Origin of the sequence: Shimwellia pseudoproteus, from assembly GCF_016415625.1 — a bacterium.
GTDB lineage: Bacteria > Pseudomonadota > Gammaproteobacteria > Enterobacterales > Enterobacteriaceae > Shimwellia > Shimwellia pseudoproteus.
This window is the reverse complement of sequence record NZ_WBXP01000060.1, coordinates 1-16,310: the sequence shown is the minus strand read 5'-3', so window position 1 is coordinate 16,310 and position 16,310 is coordinate 1. Positions and strand designations below refer to the sequence as shown.

Sequence of the window (16,310 nt, the reverse complement as noted above, 5' to 3'; positions counted from 1 at the left end):
GTGTGGGGTCTCCCCATGCGAGAGTAGGGAACTGCCAGGCTTTAATTAAACGGAAAAGCCCTGTCGCAAGACAGGGCTTTTTTGTGTCTGCGATTTACTACGCAACGTTTTACTGCATAACCTTTACTACTCCACCACGATGACGCTGCTAACCGGAGGCGAAAATCTCAGGATGGGATAAGTAACGACAGGGTCCAATGTCAGTGTCGATTCTTTCTCTCCACGATCTTATCCTTTTTTATCTTTTCTTAGCTGCTGATTGCATCCCGTTGCCCGTGAGCACGGCAGAAGCGGGCAGAAGCACCGTTATGCTGCACATCGCTCAAATCATCTTAGTGTTTATTCCCCTGCCATGAACAACCCTTTTTTCTGGTGCCAGTTTACTCATCGTCATGGCTGCCATTTAAATAATGCTATAGGCAAGGGGCCGGTTGATGACATACCGCATGCCCTGTCCGATGGATTCTACGCTGGGTAGACCGGGTAAAAAGGATACTGATAGATGAAAATACCGGCAAACGATCATCCCGCAACGTCGCAAGCCGCACTTGCCGCCGAAATTATCGCGCTCTATGGTGAGGGGGTCTCTCTGACGGCGACCCACCGTTTGCAGGGCGATTATCAGGCTCTCTTTCTGGCGGATAATTATGGTCTGGCCGGGAGGCCGGCTCGCTATTATCCGTTTACGGAAGTTTCCCCACTACAGGCGGCCAGGCGCCTGCACTTATTACGCAAGCTACCCTATATAGTGCATTGCGATGTTGTTGATTTCCTTAAAGCACAGGGGGCAGAGGATCACGGTGCCAGGGCGGTGTTTGAGGCGAGCGAAAATGAAATTCAGCGCCACTGGATGTTTTTGCCTGGCACCGCCAGCAGCATTCAGCGTGGGCGCGCCCTGTGCCACTACCGGCAGACAAAAGTGATCGCCAGGTTAGTGGAGGCCGGGGCGATATCCGATTATATGGCCCGCCAGGCCGATAATGCCCGGTATCTGTGTCAGGTATCGGGTCGCTCTCCCGGTGATTACGATACGTTATTCTACTACAGCGATATCGAACAGCTGCGCCACGATATTATCGGCGAGGCGCTCCATGCCCTGGATAATGGTGCGCCGGTAACGGAAATTGCCGGGGCGCTGATAGATAACCTGGTGCTGAGCAAGACCGAAGCAACATGTACTGCGGTGGAGGGGGAGAGTCCGTAATTTTCCTGGCGGGCGGGAGTGGGGTGGATATTAGCCATAATCGAGAGGGTTTATGATCTGTGAATGTGGTGGGTATATGCGCAGGCGGGCAGTTAGTCGTATGGCGGGTGGGACGCGCCTGCACCTGGCCTATCGGCAATGTACCCTATGCGGCAGGACCGCCTGGTTTCAGCTCTATAATGATACTCATGAACTTCTTGATCGGGGAACACCTGCATACCGCTGGTTTACTGAGGCAACAGGCCATGTGTTAGTTGATGAGGAAACAATCTCACCACAGAGAAAAACGAAAAATGCGCCAGCACCACCGGTGGTGACCGACAATAGCGATATTATTTACACTGGCGCATTTATTTTTGCCTCCCTGATTGTCGCTGGATTACTGATTATTATCGTGGGTGTGATCTGCGGTTGGTTTTAATCAGATCTCTTTCACGGTGCGCTGACGGCGCCTGGCCTTAACCCATTCCAGCACGCGATGTTCACCCTGGGGAAGGCTGTTTGAGTCTGAGGGATAAAGATGAAATAAGGTGCTTATTCTATTATTTATCCGCAGTAATTCCCGGTGAATATTCGCCATTTCCGAAAGTAAACGGCTAATTTCATGAGGAATAGAGAGTTCAGCCGGTATTTTATTATCCTCCAAAGGGAACGTATCCCCATAGACTCTTAATAGCTCCCTGGTTTCTATTCTTGTATTTTTGCTACCACTTTGTATTGCCTGTAACTTCCCGTTTTCCAGGTGGCGATAAATTGTACGGCGGGTGACGCCTGCCAGTTTGGCGGCCTCACTCACACTATGCAATGGCATAGAGTATATCCTCCTGATTTTATAATTAGCCGTCTTATGTACTTATTGATGGGGCCGAAGTATACCCGCAATTAACATTAATCTGGATGGCTTGTAGTAATAATTGTGATAAGTCAATCATGATCTTTATACTGTTGTGATAATATCTCCTCTTTCCGACATTTAAGGAGGGAGATATGCCGGGAAAGTTCCTTATCGATAATTTAATTGTTTTTGATGTCGACAGTCGGACATTGTCCTTAATCAATAGACCATCATGTCAGGATAAAAATAATACACGCCGGGTGTTGTTACATACCCCAACGACACATTTTCTGGCATTGCTTATTGAGCGCCAGGGAGAGCTGCTTACTCTGGATGATATACTGAATAATGTCTGGAAAAATAGAGGGATTGTCGTCTCGCCGGGGGCGGTTTATCAAAATATTAGCCTGCTAAGACGTGCTTTTGTACGGCTAGGGCTGAAACGGGATATAGTAATGACGTTACCGCGCCGGGGGATCATACTGTCTCATAATATCCCGGTTACTCCCTATTCTGGCTCAGTAGCTTTATCAACACGTCTGAGAATATCATTGGGCCAACGGCTGGCTGCCGTAATATGTGTGTCGATGATAATACTGCTGGCGGCGTTGCCATTGCATTATCAATCTTCGGCTAGAAACTATATGGACAGCTACCATTCGGTTAGCACGGCTGACCCGGAGTGCCATATTTTTCTCAATCGAGGCTTTCCTGGTAACCTGTTGACTAATCTACTAAAAAACAAAGTCCTGCACTGTAGTGAACAGCCCTATAACTATATAACGGCTTTCCATGGTGTTAACCGCTATTCGGTGATCAGCTGCGAACAGGATATTCGTAAGCCTGCACCTGATTGCCTTTCTCGTTTTTATCAGCAGGATACCTGATGCGCTTAGTATTATTGGCAGGGGCGGGGATGATCCTGGCCGTCGTGTCCGGGGGGATGGGGTATTTTACTGGGTATAGCAAAGTACGGCGTGAGCCAGGAGATAGACTCGCCTGTCGGGCCAGCCTTGATATTACGACCAGGCTGTTACATTTCTCGGGCACGATGAAACTGTACCTTGCTGACGGCCATGGTGTTCTGCTCATTAATGGCCACTATCAGCGACAGCATTTACAAGAAGGTCTATTGAACCGCAAGGTGCTTTTTACCTATACCCGCCATGGTGAAATGTTATATATGACATCCCAACGAGTTGATATTGCTGTACCCGATAATGCCGGGAACAGTGAACTGGCGCTTTTCCTCCCGGGCTTCTTCTTTACCCCAAAAGTGAAATATAACACTGGCCTTTACCAGCAGGGGGATGGGTATATATTCTCTGGTGCTACTTTGCCGTTTGCCTACTGTCTTAATGGCATTAGCTAACGCATATTCGTGGTATTTGGAAATATCAGTGATAATAATTTTCTGAGTAATTATTCATTCAGGCTGCCTGAACTGATAATCGAACTGTTATTATTTAACATGCTTTTTGCTTCTTCATTTTCTGTTATCCGCTATTTATCCGCCAGAGGCTGGTTTAGCGGCTTCTTGAATGTCGCAAAATCATGTTAGGGATAAGCATCAGAAAAAATCATCCATGTCACATGATCTGTGGGTCATTTGACACAGGGCATTCGCGGGCGAGATAAATAAAAACAAGGATATTCATGATGTTGATATCTTCCTTATGGGGCATCGAATCTTAGATGTGACAGCGTGTGTGATCCTGTCTTTATCTTCATTTGTCTGTAGATTCTAATTTTTTCTAAAGTGGCAAATGACGTTTTTGTTTCGTTTAGGTTACGCGGCACAGGCTGATGTTTTCTTGAACGGGAGTGTCAACCATGAAAAAAGTCTTGTTACCAGTTTATTTATGTATGCTGCCGGCGCTTGGTTATTCATTATCGGCTCAGGCAGAGGCATTAACGGGGTGTGCGGCCAAGCGGGCGGAAATAGAAAACCAAATTACCTATGCGAAATCACACAATAACCATCATCAGGTGGCGGGGCTGGAAGCCGCCCTAAATGAAACCCGCCTGCACTGTACGGAGGCTGGCCTGTTGCGTGAGCGGCAGCAAAAGGTGGCAGAAAAAGAGCGCAAGGTTGCAGATCGCGAAGCCGAATTGGTGAATGCGACGGAGACGGGAAACGCCAAAAAAATAGAGCGCAAAAAAAAGAAAGTTACCGAGGCAAAGGAGGAATTACAGGAGGCGCAAAGCGCGTTAGGAAGATAATTCGTTCACTGTATTATTCCGTAGATGGCGCTATTGGCTCGCTACACTGGATGCATATTCCTTATTCTGCCGCATTACTGCTGCTGGTATCTGTCGCGTTCTGGCTTGGGTTTGCGGTTATTTTGATTGTGTTGTTCATTATTGGTGCCGTTATCCAGTTCGTTTCGCTAAAAGCCGTAGCCCGGGAGTAAACACCGGGCTACGGTCCCGGCATTATCACCGCCGCAGTCTCCCTGGCGGTATTACCGCTCTGGTATTACAGGGGAAAATTCAGTAACACCTGATCACCGTCGATCCGTACCGGGTAGACCATAATCCCTTCGGTGAGCGGGCTACACAGGGCATTACCGGTTTTGATACAAAAGCGCCCCTGGTGCAACGGGCACTCTATTTCACCCTCTTCGAGAAAGCCATCACTCAGCCTGGCATTGCCGTGGGAGCACAGGTTAGCGCTGGCAAATACCCCATCATCGGTACGGTACAGGGCGATATCATGGCCGTTAATATCAATCCCGATGACGTCATCTTCCGGTAAGTCGGCAAGGGTTGCCGCTATAATCCAGTTCTCTTGCATCACTCACCTCAAATTGGATAAATCAAAGAGTTAGGTACCATTTCGCTGTCGAAGACACAGTGGCGGCGGGCAAAGCGCAGCCCTTCCTGGGTCCCGACAATTTCATCCAGGTAATAGCCGACATTAAAGAGCTGGCTGTGGCCGTCGGGCTTGGTGCGAAAAACCGCGTAGTTGGTTTGGGCAAAAATGCGGCCGTCCTGTATGGCGGTGATATGGGGCAGGCCCACCACATGGCGCTGATAGTAGGGATCATGGAACAGCGTCTCGCTGATGCCATAGATCCGGTCATACAGCATGCCTTTGCTTTCCAGATTGATGGTGGAAAGCGGCAGGCCGCGATCGAAGTTTTCCCGGGGCTGTACCTTGTAGAGGCAATCGTCGGTAAACAGATCGGGCCATTTCTGCCAGTCACCGCTGTCGACAATGGCGGTGTACACTGTCTGGAGGGCGAGCACTTGCTGCCAGAGTTCGCTATTCATCGTTAGATCTCCAGTACGCCGCGCCAGTAATGGTACATGCCGCGGATCAGGGTTTCAGAAACCATATGGTCAGTATTTTCATGGCCGGTGCCGCCCAGCTCGGCGATCGTTCGCTGCTGCGGATTTTGCCCCATGCCCTGCTGAGAAAACTCCACCACCTCACCGTCGTCTGCGGAGACAAACCCCGCCGGGCCGAATAAATTCGCCTGGCGCAGGCGGCGCTGTGTCATCGTTTCGTCGTCATCGGCAAAACCAAAATGGGTCCAGACAAAATCGAACTCATGGGGCCCGCGGGGCTGAATATGGCGTACTGACATTGAGTTAACGTTCTGCTGGATAATCAGGCTGGGGAACAGGGTCATCATCACCACACTGGGGCCATTCCACCAGGGCTCCTCGACGACATCCAGCAAGCTGCCATCGTGAAGCTGCATTTGCTCTTTAAAGCTACTGACCCCCTGGGTTACCGCGCTTTTCCCGCCGTTGCCTTTGCGGCTGATCATCGCGGCATGGCGGAACCGGCTGTCCATGATCAGCTGGGAACGGTTATCCGCCCGCCAGAGCCCGAACGTGACAAACCAGGTGTGCAGCAGGCCCGCGTGGTAAGGATCTTTGATGTTCTCCTGCATCAGCTTCCAGTTTCCGGGAATGCGCTGGCGGTTATAGCCCAACAGCCTGAGCGGGCGGCCGCTGAACACCCGGTCAAAATAGCCCAGGATATCCGGCCCTAAATAAGTTTCCAGCGGTTCCAGATCCATCGAGAAAGAGGCGAATATCACCCCGTTGCGGCAGGCGACGTTCAGGCGGTTAAGCCCGTGTTCCGACGGGGAAAAATCCTTCGGCATGCCGCCGTTAACTTTGCCGTCTTGCTTAACGCCACGGCGAAATGGCACCCCCTGGAGATTACCGTCCAGATCGTAGTTCCACTGGTGATACGGGCAGACAAAATCCTGGCGATTACCGGATTTTTCGCGGCAGAAGCGCATTCCCCGGTGGGCACAGCGGTTCTCCACTACGTTAATTTCCCCGTGCTGATTGCGTACCACAATCACCGAACGCTCACCCACCACGCTACGCACAAAGTCCCCGTTGTTGGGAAGTTCTGCTTCCAGTGCCACATAGCTCCAGTGTTTGCCATAGAAGATTTTCTCCAGCTCGCGCTGGTAAATATCATCGCGGGTATAGGCCCAGTAGGGAATGCGGCTGGTGCCGTCATCGGGCCACAGCAGGTTCACGTCACGCTCAGCAGTGAAAGTCATGATGACTCCTTATGGTTATCGTCCGGCGCTTCAGGGTTGAAAGTAAAAGGCATCAGCGTGGATATCTTCTGGTTTAGCGCCGAGGCTCAGCGCGTGCGCTGTCATGGTGGTGACCATCGCCGGATTGCCGGCGGGATACACTTTCCAGCCGGACAGTGACGCTATATCTTCACTCACCGCATCCGGTAAGCGCCCGGCACGTCGCGTGCCAGTGGCGCTCTGTTGGCTCAGCACCACCTGGAAGCGAAAGTTGGTATGGCGTCGGGCCAGCGCATCAAGTTGTTCCAGGCCATATAAGTCATCTTCCCGGCGGGTGCCGTAGTAGAGCACGATTGGCCGGGTTACCCCGTTCGCCAGCGCGGTACGGATAATGGAGAGCTGCGGCGCCAGGCCGGTGCCCCCGGCCACGCATAACAGCGGGCCAGGGTGTTTTTCGCGCAGCCAACTGCCCCCGAGCGGGCCGCTGAGCTTGATGGTGTCCCCGACGGTGAGCGTCCCGGGCAGCGCCGGGGTTAAACGCCCGTCAGGCACGATACGAAGATGAAATTCCAGCTCCTCATCTGCCGGGGTACTGGCCATTGAGTAGCTGCGCTGGCCACCGCCCGGAAAGGTGAGGCGCACGAATTGCCCGGCTGACCAGCTGAACGCTTTGGCCGGGCGCAGCCGTAATTGCCAGACGTCATGACATAACGGGGTGAAGGCGGTCACCGTGGTTTTCAGCGTCCTGGCCGGGTGGACGACAACATCATCGCAGTCCGCCAGGCGGATAACGCTGTCGCTGTGCAGCGTCGCGCAGCAGGCCAGTATTTCCCCCGGGGCCATTGCCGGGGAGTCGGCGGGCAGGGTGTGCTCGACATCGCCACTCAGTAGCTGGCAGCGGCAGGTCTGGCAGCGTCCCGCCATACAGCTGTATGAGATGGGGATCTGGTGCTCACGTAACAGATCCAGCAAATTACTGCCCGGGCTCAGCGTTAAACGGCGATTTAGGGGCGTGATATCCAGATGCATCACAATTCCTTACTTTGAATGTTGTGATTTTGTTAATCAAAGGTATAAAAAAATGACGCCGCGAGGTATGCCACCCCGCCAATAGCTGTTATTTACCGGATGCATAACGTTATCTATGTCACGTTTAACTGAAGTGGATCTCAACCTGCTGGTGGTGTTCCGCCACATGTACCAGGAGCGCCATACCGGGCGGGTTGCTGAAATTATGGGGCTGACGCAATCATCGGTAAGCCATGCGCTGAAGCGGCTGCGCACCATGTTGGGGGATGCATTATTTGAACGTGCCGCCCGGGGAATGCAGCCCACGCCTTATGCTGATGCCATTGCCGCGGAAGTGGATGATGTGCTCAGTGCACTGGAGAAGACCCTCAGCTATCGCAATACGTTTAACCCCTGGGAGAGCCAGCGTGAGTTTCATGTGGCAATGACCGATTTGGGGGAGGTCTATTTACTGCCGCGGCTGATTAATATGCTGAGCCACTGCGCCCCGGGTGTGCGTATCACTACTGTTCGGGATACCGCCATCCCGCTGAAAACCGAGATGGAAAGCGGTCGGGTGGATTTAGCGATTGGTTTGTTCCCGCAGCTGGAGGCCGGGTTTTATCAGCGCCGTCTGTTTGATCAGCGCTATGTTTGCCTGATGCGTGCCGGGCATCCGCTCAGTGAGGAAGCCTTTGATGAGGCGGCATTTCGCGATGCCCAGCATATTATCGTGATGGCACAGGACACCGGGCATAAGCGGATCGTTGAGCTGCTCTCCCGGGCCGGTGTACCGGAGCATAACCGCCTGCGGGTGCCGCATTTTATGGCGGTGCCCTATATCATCAGCGAAACGGATCTGGTGGTGACGGTGACTGAAAAGCTGGCGCTGCAAACCGCGCATCGCTTCGGGCTGGTGGCCCGGCCATTACCCTGTGAGCTGCCGGTGGTGCAGATCAATCTGTTCTGGCACAGCCATGTTCACCGGGATGCGGGGAATATCTGGTTGCGCCAGCAATTTATGCAGCTATTTACCGAATAACCGGCAGATCGTGGTGAGGAATAGCCGATCGCCGCGATCTGTCTGGCGCTTACCACAGCACGGGCAATCCCAGGCCACGTTTTACGGCATCCAGTGTCTGTTGCGTGATGTCACGGGCCGCCTCGCTACCCTGTTTGAGTAGCGCCAGCAGTGCGTCGCTCTCCCCGGCAAATTGCGCGCGCCGCGCGCGGATTGGGGCCAGTAGCGTTTGCAGGCAATTTTCCAGCTCATCCTTGCAGGCCCGATCCCCCAGCCCCCCTTGCTGATAGTGGGCTTTCATCTGGGCGACCTTGTGGGGATCCGGGTGGCAGGCATCGAGGTAAGTAAACACCACATTGCCTTCCACCCGGCCAGGATCGGACACCCGCAGGTGGTCAGGATCGGTATACATTGCGCTGACGGCGCGATGGATGTCTTGCTCGCTGGCGGAAAGGAGCAGGGTATTGCCGAGGGATTTCGACATTTTGGCGCTGCCGTCAATGCCCGGCAGGCGGCTGACCGGGCTGAGTAAGGCCTGGCAGTGGCGTAAGACGGGCGCCCCGGTCAGGTTGTTCATTTTATGGACGATTTCATTGGTTTGTTCGATCATCGGTAGTTGATCGTCACCCACCGGGATCCGATCCGCCTGGAAGGCGGTGATATCTGCCGCCTGGCTGATGGGATAGGCCATAAAACCAACCGGTAATGCCCGGGAAAAGCCTTTCTGGGCTATCTCATTTTTTACCGTCGGGTTGCGTGCTACCCGGGCCACGGTGACGATGTTCATATATAACGCACTCAGTTCGGCCAGGGCAGGCAAGGCGGATTGCAGGCAGATCATGGTTTTCGTGGGGTCGATCCCTGCCGCCAGATAGTCCGCCATCACTTCGAGAATATTCGCGCTGACTTTTTGCGGGTTACTGCCGTTGTCCGTGAGGCCCTGCAAGTCGGCGATCAGAATAAACTGGCGGTACTGGTGCTGAAGGCTCACCCGCTGGCGAAGGGAGCCAACATAGTGGCCGAGGTGTAGCGGGCCCGTGGGGCGATCGCCAGTCAGAATCGTGTGGGTGGTGTTCATGGTAGCTCCTTTTACGGTGTTAAGCCGAAAGGCGCCGGGTAAAAACAGATAAGCCGCCTTTCGGCGGCTTACGGGAATGGGTATTCGTGCCGCCTTTAGTCAGGCAGCCACCAGCGTGCAGAGGCCTGATGGGTCACGAAAATCACCGTGTTCATGGGGTTACCCTATCACTCTCCTCTGGGGAGGTAAAGGCGCAGTACTGCCCGGAGCGCGGCGACAGGGATACTTCGTTCTGCGACGAAGTATCCCTCCTGATACAGCAATACACTGAGGCGGTTTATTATCAACAGGAGCCTTATCATGATTGCTGTTCTGTTTGAAGTTAATGTCAAACCCGAAGGGCAGGCACGCTACCTGGCGCTGGCCGCCGGGTTAAGCCAGCAGTTAGCCGATATGCCTGGATTTATCGGCATCGAACGTTTCCAAAGCCTTGCCCACCCGGGGAAACTGCTCTCTCTTTCCTGGTGGCAGGATGCCGGGGCAGTGCAAACATGGCGCCGCCATCCCGCTCATCAGGCTGCCCAGCAGGAGGGGCGCGACAGTCTGTTTTCCGGCTACCGCATTACGATTACTGAGGTTACCCGGGAATACAGTGTCCAGCGCGAGGGAAAATAATATGTTTGATATTCATGTAATTATGGGGAATAACCCCGGCGCCCTGGCATTGATGGGCAATGCGCTGGGCCATCAGGGGATTGGTCTGGAAGGGGGCGGGGTATTTACTGTGGGTCAGCAGTGTCATGGGCACTTTCTGGTGGCAGACGGGCCCCGCGCCCGGGATGTACTGGTGAGGGCCGGGTTTGTGGTGGCCGCTGTGACCCGGCCGGTGATCCGCCGTCTGCACCAGGCATCCCCCGGTGAGTTGGGGAAAATAGCCCAGGCCCTGGCCAGCCGCGGAATCAATATACTGGTACAGTACAGTGATCATGATAATCGGCTGATCCTGATAACCGATGACGACGAACTGGCGCGCCAGATAACTAAGCCCTGGGGGATATAACCACAATGCCGTTGCTCGTACCGCCTGATGATAGCCGGCCAGAGAGCGTCCTGGAGGATGCCATGGCCAGCTTGACTGCCGCGATGGCCGATCCATCACGGATCCGTATCTTATGTGCCCTGATGGATGGCCGGGCCTGGACGGCCACCGAGCTCAGTACAGTGGCTGATATTGCCCCCTCTACCGCCAGCGCCCATCTGGCCAGGTTATTGAGCCGCGGGCTGATCCGCTGTGTCAGCCAGGGGCGACATCGTTACTACCGTCTGGCAGGACAGGATGTGGCCAGCCTGCTGGAAACTATTATGGGGCTCTCCGTGCCACACGCTGCGGCGCCGGTGAGCCGCACGCCGGCCAGGTTGCGTCTGGCGCGTACCTGCTACGATCATCTGGCAGGTGCCGTTGCGGTGAGTATTTATCAGTCGATGGTGGATAGCGGGTGGCTGAATGCTGATGGCAGCGCACTGACAACCCGGGGGCGGCAACAATTTGCGGCACAGGGGATCGTGATAGAGAGCAGCACCCGGCGTAAGCCCTGCTGTGCTTGCCTGGACTGGAGTGAGCGGCGTTTCCATCTGGGGGGCGCTGCGGGGGCTGCGCTGCTGTGTGCCTGTGAGCAGAAAGGCTGGTTAACGCGTGAGACAGGTTACCGGGAAGTGGTGATTACCGCGGCGGGCCAGCGCGGTTTGCAGCGGTTGTTTGGTATCCGGGTCCCCGGTGAGTGATGGGCACCCGGTGGCTGCATTTACTGCCAGCAGGCAATAATACTGGCGATGCTATACTCGCAATATTGTTTGTTATTACGGCTATTTCACCATGTTGCGAGGGCTTAATCACCTGACACTGGCGGTGTTCGATCTCCAGCGCAGTGTCCATTTCTACCGTCATCTTCCGGGGATGAGGCTACATGCCACCTGGTGCCACGGGGCCTATCTGAGCTGCGGCGAGTTATGGCTCTGCCTGTCGGAGGATAAACAACGGGATGCTCGCGCTGATGGCGATTACACCCATTATGCGTTCTCGGTCAGTGAGCAAGACTATCCGGCAATGCTCAGCTATCTACATCGCGCTGGCGTCACATTCTGGAAAACTAATCGCAGCGAAGGGGAGTCCTGCTATTTCCTTGACCCAGATGGTCATAAGCTGGAGCTCCATGTCGGTGGGCTGGCCCAGCGGCTAGCAGCATGCCGCCGGGCGCCTTATCAGGGAATGATCTTTTTTGACTGATGGGTTATTGGATCACGCCGCAGGCATAACGGATACCGCTGCCGCCTAATGTCCTCGGGCTATCGGCATAATTATCCCCTTGCGCATGGATCATCAGTGAATGGCCTTTGACGTCAGACAGCGTTTTCAGGCGCGGGGCGAGGAGCGGGTAACTGGAATTACCATCATCGGTAACCACCAGGCCGGGTAAATCCCCCAGGTGCCCTTTATCATTATATGGCCCAAGGTGCTTACCGGTATGCTGTGGGTCCAGGTGCCCCCCGGCCTTGAGTGCCGGAACGACTTTGCCCTGATCTTCACCGGGGTCGCAGCTGGGATTCGTATGGATGTGAAAGCCGTGTATACCGGGCTTCAGCCCGCTGATATGGGGGGTGAAGAGCAGCCCGTATTGGGTTTCCGTAATCGTAATTTCTCCCAGGGATTTCCCCTGGCCGGTGGTTAATGCTTCATGGATGGGAACCGTGAGGGTCGCGGCCAGGGCGGCATGGCTAATCAGCACGCCAGCCAGTATGCCGGGCAGGCTGGTGCAGAGGCGAGATGTCATTGTCAAACTCTCCTGTAGTGGACGGACAATTGCACATGACTGTATAACGAGAATAGTAAAAATATTCGTTTCTGACTATTTAATAGACAACCGAAAGCGGCCAGCGCAGGGCGCCACCGCCGTGCTGAGCAGATAAAAAAATCCCCCTGGGACAGGGGGATTGAAAGGTCAGCCGGGGCCCACGACCCCTGACGCGATGGCGGTATTAACGCTTAGCGCAACCCGCACACTGGGTATTCTGGATCTGCTGGAAGAAATCGTTACCTTTGTCATCCACCAGGATAAACGCCGGGAAGTTTTCCACTTCGATTTTCCAGATAGCCTCCATCCCCAGCTCAGGATAGGCCACACACTCCAGACTCTTAATGCTCTGCTGTGCCAGCACCGCGGCCGGGCCGCCAATGCTGCCGAGGTAGAACCCACCGTGTTGCTGGCAGGAGTCCGTAACCTGCTGGCTGCGGTTCCCTTTGGCGAGCATAATTTTGCTGGCGCCGCGGGATTGCAGCAGATCGACATAAGAGTCCATCCGGCCTGCGGTGGTTGGGCCTAAAGAACCGGACGCATACCCTTCCGGGGTCTTCGCCGGGCCAGCGTAGTAGATCGGATGATCTTTCACGTACTGGGGCAGCTCTTCACCGTTGTCGATCAACTCTTTTAGCTTGGCGTGGGCGATGTCGCGGGCCACGATAATGGTCCCGTTCAGGGAGATACGGGTGGACACCGGCAGCGTGGACAGGGTTGCCAGGATAGCGTCCATCGGCTGGTTGAGGTTGATGCTGACCGCATCCCCTTCACCGGCCTGGCGCAGCGCCTCAGGGATCAGGCGGCCCGGGTTTGCCTCCAGCTTTTCAATCCAGATACCGTCACGGTTAATTTTCGCCTTGATGTTACGGTCAGCAGAGCAGGAAACCCCCATCCCGACCGGGCAGGATGCCCCGTGGCGCGGCAGACGAATGACCCGGATATCATGTGCGAAGTATTTACCGCCAAACTGCGCACCCAGCCCCAGATTACGGGCTTCTTCCATCAGTTCCTGTTCCAGTTTCACGTCACGGAATGCCTGGCCGTGTTCGTTACCTTCCGTGGGCAGGTTGTCGTAATAATGGGCGGAGGCCAGTTTCACGGTTTTGAGGGTGGTTTCAGCGGAGGTGCCGCCAATCACAAACGCGATGTGGTACGGCGGGCAGGCCGCGGTACCGAGGGTGCGCATTTTTTCCACCAGATAGTTTTTCAGTTTACCCGGCGCCAGCAGCGCTTTGGTTTCCTGATACAGGTAGGTTTTGTTGGCGGAACCGCCGCCTTTGGCAACACACAAGAATTTGTATTCGTCACCGTCAACACTGTACAGGTCGATCTGGGCCGGCAGGTTGGTGCCGGTGTTCACTTCCCGGTACATATCGAGGGCGGCATTCTGGGAATAGCGCAGGTTGTCTTCGGTATAGGTGTTGTACACCCCCTGGGACAGAGCGGCTTCATCGTTACCGCCGGTCCAGACGTTCTGGCCTTTTTTACCGACGATAATCGCCGTACCGGTGTCCTGGCAGGTGGGCAGCACGCCTTTGGCGGCGATTTCAGAGTTACGCAGGAACTGCAGGGCGACATATTTATCGTTTTCGCTGGCATCGGGATCGGCCAGGATAGCGGCAACCTGCTGCTGGTGGGCCGGGCGCAGCATAAATGCCGCATCGTGGAAGGCGCGCTGGGCCAGTAAGGTCAGGGCCTGGGGCTCAACTTTCAGCATTTGCTGGCCGTCAAAATCCGCCACGGAAACATACTCTTTGCTCAGCAGATAATATTCGGTGTCATCACCAGTAAGGGGAAAGGGGTTCTGATAGTAAAACGGTTTAGTCGACATCGCGCTTTTCTCAGTTATTTGGCTTCGGGAAGGGCTGTGGGCCGCTTCGCTGGCCGCTTTAAAATGACAACCGCCGGGGCATAACCCCGGCGGCGGTGAATCAGAACATCATCGACATCCACGGATAGCCGATAAGCAGCAGGGCGGCCAGGAAGATGGCACCGAAGATGGTGCCCAGGCGCCAGTAGTCTTTGGTAGGCAGGTAACCACTACCATAATAAATCGGGCTCGGGCCGGTACCGTACGGGGTAATGATCCCCATCACGCCCAGCGAGGTCACCATCAGCAGCACGAACACTTGCATGTTCATCCCCGGAATGGTGGCGGCGATGGTCAGCATCGCGGGCAGCAGCGCCGTGGTGTGGGCGGTGGTACTGGCAAACAGGTAGTGCAGCAGGTAGAACGCCAGCAGCAGTACAATGGTCGCGGTCCCCGGCGAGATACCCTGCATCAAGGTGCCGCCTTCTTTACCCAGCCAGGCAATAAAGCCGGTGGAGGACAAGCCATCCGCCAGGGCCACCAGGGTGGCAAACCAGACGAAGGTGTTCCATGCGGCCTTGTTGCTGGTAATGTCATTCCACTGCAATACACCGGTCCACAGCATCAGTACGATGATCAGCAGGGCGGCCATGGCCGGTTCAATCCAGGTGGCCGCGAAGATCCACATCGCCAGGGCAGCACAGACAAACACCAGCAGCAGGATTTCATTACGTGACAGTTTGCCCAGTTTTTCCAGCTCACGGCTGGCCCACAGCGGCACTTCGTCGTTCACTTTTACTTCCGGCGGATACAACCAGTAGGCCAGCAGTGGCATGGCCAGAATCAGCAGCACGCCCAGCGGCAGGAAGGCGATAAACCAGGTGCCCCAGGAGATGTTGATCCCGAGAATGCTTTTTACCAGTGCAAGGGCCAGCAGGTTGGGGGCCAGCGCAGACAGGAACATCGAGCTGGTGATACAGGCGGCGGTGATAGCCACCCACATCAGATAAGAACCAATCTTACGGGCGCTGGGGTCGTTCGGTTTAGAACCGTACAGCGGCGGCAGGTTGGCGATAATCGGGTAGATGGTCCCACCGCTGCGGGCGGTGTTGGACGGGGTAAACGGCGCCAGCAGCAGGTCCGCCAGGGTGATGGCATAACCCAGGGTCAGGCTGCGGCGGCCGAGGTATTTCACCAGGATCAGCGCCAGGCGGCGGCCGAAGTGGGTTTTATCGTAACCGGCGGCAAACATAAAGGCGCCGAAGATAAGCCACACGGTGGAGTTACCGAAGCCGCTGACCGCCCATTTAAAGGACTGTCCGGCCAGTTTGAATTTCGGATCGGCCAGCTGGTCCGGGCTGAACAACAGCCACTGGCTGCACAGGGCGATAACCACCACCCCGGTAAGGCCGATAACGGCACCCGGCAGGGGCTCAAAGATCAGCCCGACAATGACGCCGACAAAGATAGCGAAATAGTGCCAGGCATAAGGCGGCAGGCCATTCGGTACCGGCACAAACAGCAGCAGCACGGCGACGATGATCGGCAGTGCCAGCATCAGCAGGTGTTTGCTATTACCGCCTGATGCTTTGCCCACCGGTGCGGGGGCGGGGGTTGCAGTTTTATCAGTCATAGTTGATATCTTAAGTAGTTAATGATTCTGTTGCTGTCCGGCGGGGCGTTGGTGGTAACAACGCATTGTGGTCACCGTAGCGCCGGACGGATAATTACTTTTCTGGTCATTACTTTTTTTAGTTACATTACTTATTTTAATTTCGTAATAATGACTTTTTGATAATTATCGAATAGCGATTTACCGCCCTGATGAGGCGATAAATAAAAAATTTTCTATATTTATATAATGCGCTTTTAGATTGTAATTCGTTTGATCAGGATCAAGAAAGCACTTTGGCTGCTATTTAAGAAAATAAAAAAATTAACCACAAAGGGCTAAGGAAGGTGCGAATAAGCAGGTCATTTCTTCCCAAGCTGACTCGCTGATTAAAATTTCGCGGATCTGGGCCGATTTTTTTCCCGCAAACACATCG

At 54.6% G+C, this 16,310-nt stretch carries 20 protein-coding genes; 11 read left to right on the top strand and 9 right to left on the bottom strand.

What is annotated here, in order from left to right:
* Window positions 1-502: 502 nt before the first annotated feature.
* Both F9C28_RS18100 and F9C28_RS18095 read left to right on the top strand, forming a co-directional pair.
* Window positions 503-1,204, top strand: coding sequence for a hypothetical protein (locus tag F9C28_RS18100; protein WP_199016675.1), 702 nt, complete (start codon window positions 503-505; stop codon window positions 1,202-1,204).
* A 76-nt stretch (window positions 1,205-1,280) separates the two neighbouring features.
* Window positions 1,281-1,625 (top strand): hypothetical protein, encoded by a 345-nt coding sequence (locus F9C28_RS18095; RefSeq protein WP_199016674.1) that lies wholly within the window; start codon window positions 1,281-1,283, stop codon window positions 1,623-1,625.
* Here F9C28_RS18095 and F9C28_RS18090 read toward each other — a convergent pair whose 3' ends face one another.
* A complete protein-coding gene (locus F9C28_RS18090; RefSeq protein ID WP_199016673.1) occupies window positions 1,626-2,015 on the bottom strand; it encodes a helix-turn-helix domain-containing protein in 390 nt (129 codons plus the stop codon).
* Between the two features lie 176 nt (window positions 2,016-2,191).
* On the opposite strand from F9C28_RS18090, the gene F9C28_RS18085 reads away from it, so the two are divergent.
* The 4 genes from F9C28_RS18085 (at window position 2,192) to F9C28_RS18070 (ending at window position 4,453) form a co-directional block, all read left to right on the top strand.
* Window positions 2,192-2,926: a winged helix-turn-helix domain-containing protein gene (locus F9C28_RS18085; RefSeq protein WP_199016672.1), complete on the top strand. Its 735-nt coding sequence runs from the start codon at window positions 2,192-2,194 to the stop codon at window positions 2,924-2,926.
* Window positions 2,926-3,411, top strand: coding sequence for a hypothetical protein (locus F9C28_RS18080; protein ID WP_199016671.1), 486 nt, complete (start codon window positions 2,926-2,928; stop codon window positions 3,409-3,411). The genes F9C28_RS18085 and F9C28_RS18080 overlap by 1 nt, the downstream gene beginning before the upstream one ends.
* A 461-nt stretch (window positions 3,412-3,872) precedes the next feature.
* Window positions 3,873-4,262 (top strand): DUF1090 domain-containing protein, encoded by a 390-nt coding sequence (locus F9C28_RS18075; RefSeq protein WP_199016670.1) that lies wholly within the window; start codon window positions 3,873-3,875, stop codon window positions 4,260-4,262.
* Window positions 4,263-4,312: 50 nt separating this feature from the next.
* Window positions 4,313-4,453: a hypothetical protein gene (locus F9C28_RS18070; protein ID WP_199016669.1), complete on the top strand. Its 141-nt coding sequence runs from the start codon at window positions 4,313-4,315 to the stop codon at window positions 4,451-4,453.
* A gap of 65 nt (window positions 4,454-4,518) precedes the next feature.
* On the opposite strand, the gene F9C28_RS18065 is transcribed toward F9C28_RS18070, so the two are convergent.
* From F9C28_RS18065 to F9C28_RS18050, 4 genes are read right to left on the bottom strand one after another with little or no spacing between them, the layout of a single operon-like run.
* Window positions 4,519-4,836: a non-heme iron oxygenase ferredoxin subunit gene (locus tag F9C28_RS18065; RefSeq protein ID WP_199016668.1), complete on the bottom strand. Its 318-nt coding sequence runs from the start codon at window positions 4,834-4,836 to the stop codon at window positions 4,519-4,521.
* A gap of 8 nt (window positions 4,837-4,844) precedes the next feature.
* Entirely contained in the window at window positions 4,845-5,315 is a 471-nt protein-coding gene (locus F9C28_RS18060) for a nuclear transport factor 2 family protein (protein ID WP_199016667.1), read from the bottom strand.
* A 2-nt stretch (window positions 5,316-5,317) separates the two neighbouring features.
* Window positions 5,318-6,574, bottom strand: a complete 1,257-nt coding sequence (locus F9C28_RS18055; RefSeq protein WP_199016666.1) for an aromatic ring-hydroxylating dioxygenase subunit alpha — start codon at window positions 6,572-6,574, stop codon at window positions 5,318-5,320.
* 30 nt (window positions 6,575-6,604) lie between these two features.
* Window positions 6,605-7,582, bottom strand: a complete 978-nt coding sequence (locus tag F9C28_RS18050; RefSeq protein WP_199016665.1) for a 2Fe-2S iron-sulfur cluster-binding protein — start codon at window positions 7,580-7,582, stop codon at window positions 6,605-6,607.
* Window positions 7,583-7,697: 115 nt separating this feature from the next.
* Here F9C28_RS18050 and F9C28_RS18045 point away from each other — a divergent pair, with 115 nt between their 5' ends.
* A complete protein-coding gene (locus F9C28_RS18045) occupies window positions 7,698-8,603 on the top strand; it encodes a LysR family transcriptional regulator (protein ID WP_199016664.1) in 906 nt (301 codons plus the stop codon).
* A gap of 49 nt (window positions 8,604-8,652) precedes the next feature.
* Here the strand turns inward: F9C28_RS18045 and trpS are convergent, their stop codons facing one another.
* Window positions 8,653-9,660, bottom strand: a complete 1,008-nt coding sequence (trpS, locus tag F9C28_RS18040) for a tryptophan--tRNA ligase (protein WP_199016663.1) — start codon at window positions 9,658-9,660, stop codon at window positions 8,653-8,655.
* 300 nt (window positions 9,661-9,960) lie between these two features.
* On the opposite strand from trpS, the gene F9C28_RS18035 reads away from it, so the two are divergent.
* From F9C28_RS18035 to fos, 4 genes are all read left to right on the top strand, one after another.
* Window positions 9,961-10,275 (top strand): antibiotic biosynthesis monooxygenase family protein, encoded by a 315-nt coding sequence (locus F9C28_RS18035; RefSeq protein ID WP_199016662.1) that lies wholly within the window; start codon window positions 9,961-9,963, stop codon window positions 10,273-10,275.
* A 1-nt stretch (window position 10,276) separates the two neighbouring features.
* Complete coding sequence (locus F9C28_RS18030; RefSeq protein WP_199016661.1) at window positions 10,277-10,660, top strand: amino acid-binding protein; 384 nt, start codon at window positions 10,277-10,279, stop codon at window positions 10,658-10,660.
* Between the two features lie 5 nt (window positions 10,661-10,665).
* Entirely contained in the window at window positions 10,666-11,382 is a 717-nt protein-coding gene (locus F9C28_RS18025; protein ID WP_199016660.1) for an ArsR/SmtB family transcription factor, read from the top strand.
* A gap of 91 nt (window positions 11,383-11,473) precedes the next feature.
* Window positions 11,474-11,884: a fosfomycin resistance glutathione transferase gene (fos, locus tag F9C28_RS18020; RefSeq protein WP_199016659.1), complete on the top strand. Its 411-nt coding sequence runs from the start codon at window positions 11,474-11,476 to the stop codon at window positions 11,882-11,884.
* Window positions 11,885-11,888: 4 nt separating this feature from the next.
* Here fos and sodC read toward each other — a convergent pair whose 3' ends face one another.
* The 3 genes from sodC to F9C28_RS18005 all read right to left on the bottom strand — a co-directional run bounded on the left by sodC (window position 11,889) and on the right by F9C28_RS18005 (window position 15,895).
* The gene (gene sodC / locus F9C28_RS18015; RefSeq protein ID WP_199016658.1) at window positions 11,889-12,428 is read right to left on the bottom strand and encodes a superoxide dismutase family protein; all 540 of its coding nucleotides are present in this window, start codon (window positions 12,426-12,428) and stop codon (window positions 11,889-11,891) included.
* A 205-nt stretch (window positions 12,429-12,633) separates the two neighbouring features.
* On the bottom strand, window positions 12,634-14,283 hold the full coding sequence (gene fumA / locus F9C28_RS18010) for a class I fumarate hydratase FumA (RefSeq protein ID WP_199016657.1): 1,650 nt from the start codon (window positions 14,281-14,283) through the stop codon (window positions 12,634-12,636).
* Between the two features lie 100 nt (window positions 14,284-14,383).
* Window positions 14,384-15,895: an anion permease gene (locus tag F9C28_RS18005; RefSeq protein WP_269846441.1), complete on the bottom strand. Its 1,512-nt coding sequence runs from the start codon at window positions 15,893-15,895 to the stop codon at window positions 14,384-14,386.
* Between the last annotated feature and the right edge of the window lie 415 nt (window positions 15,896-16,310).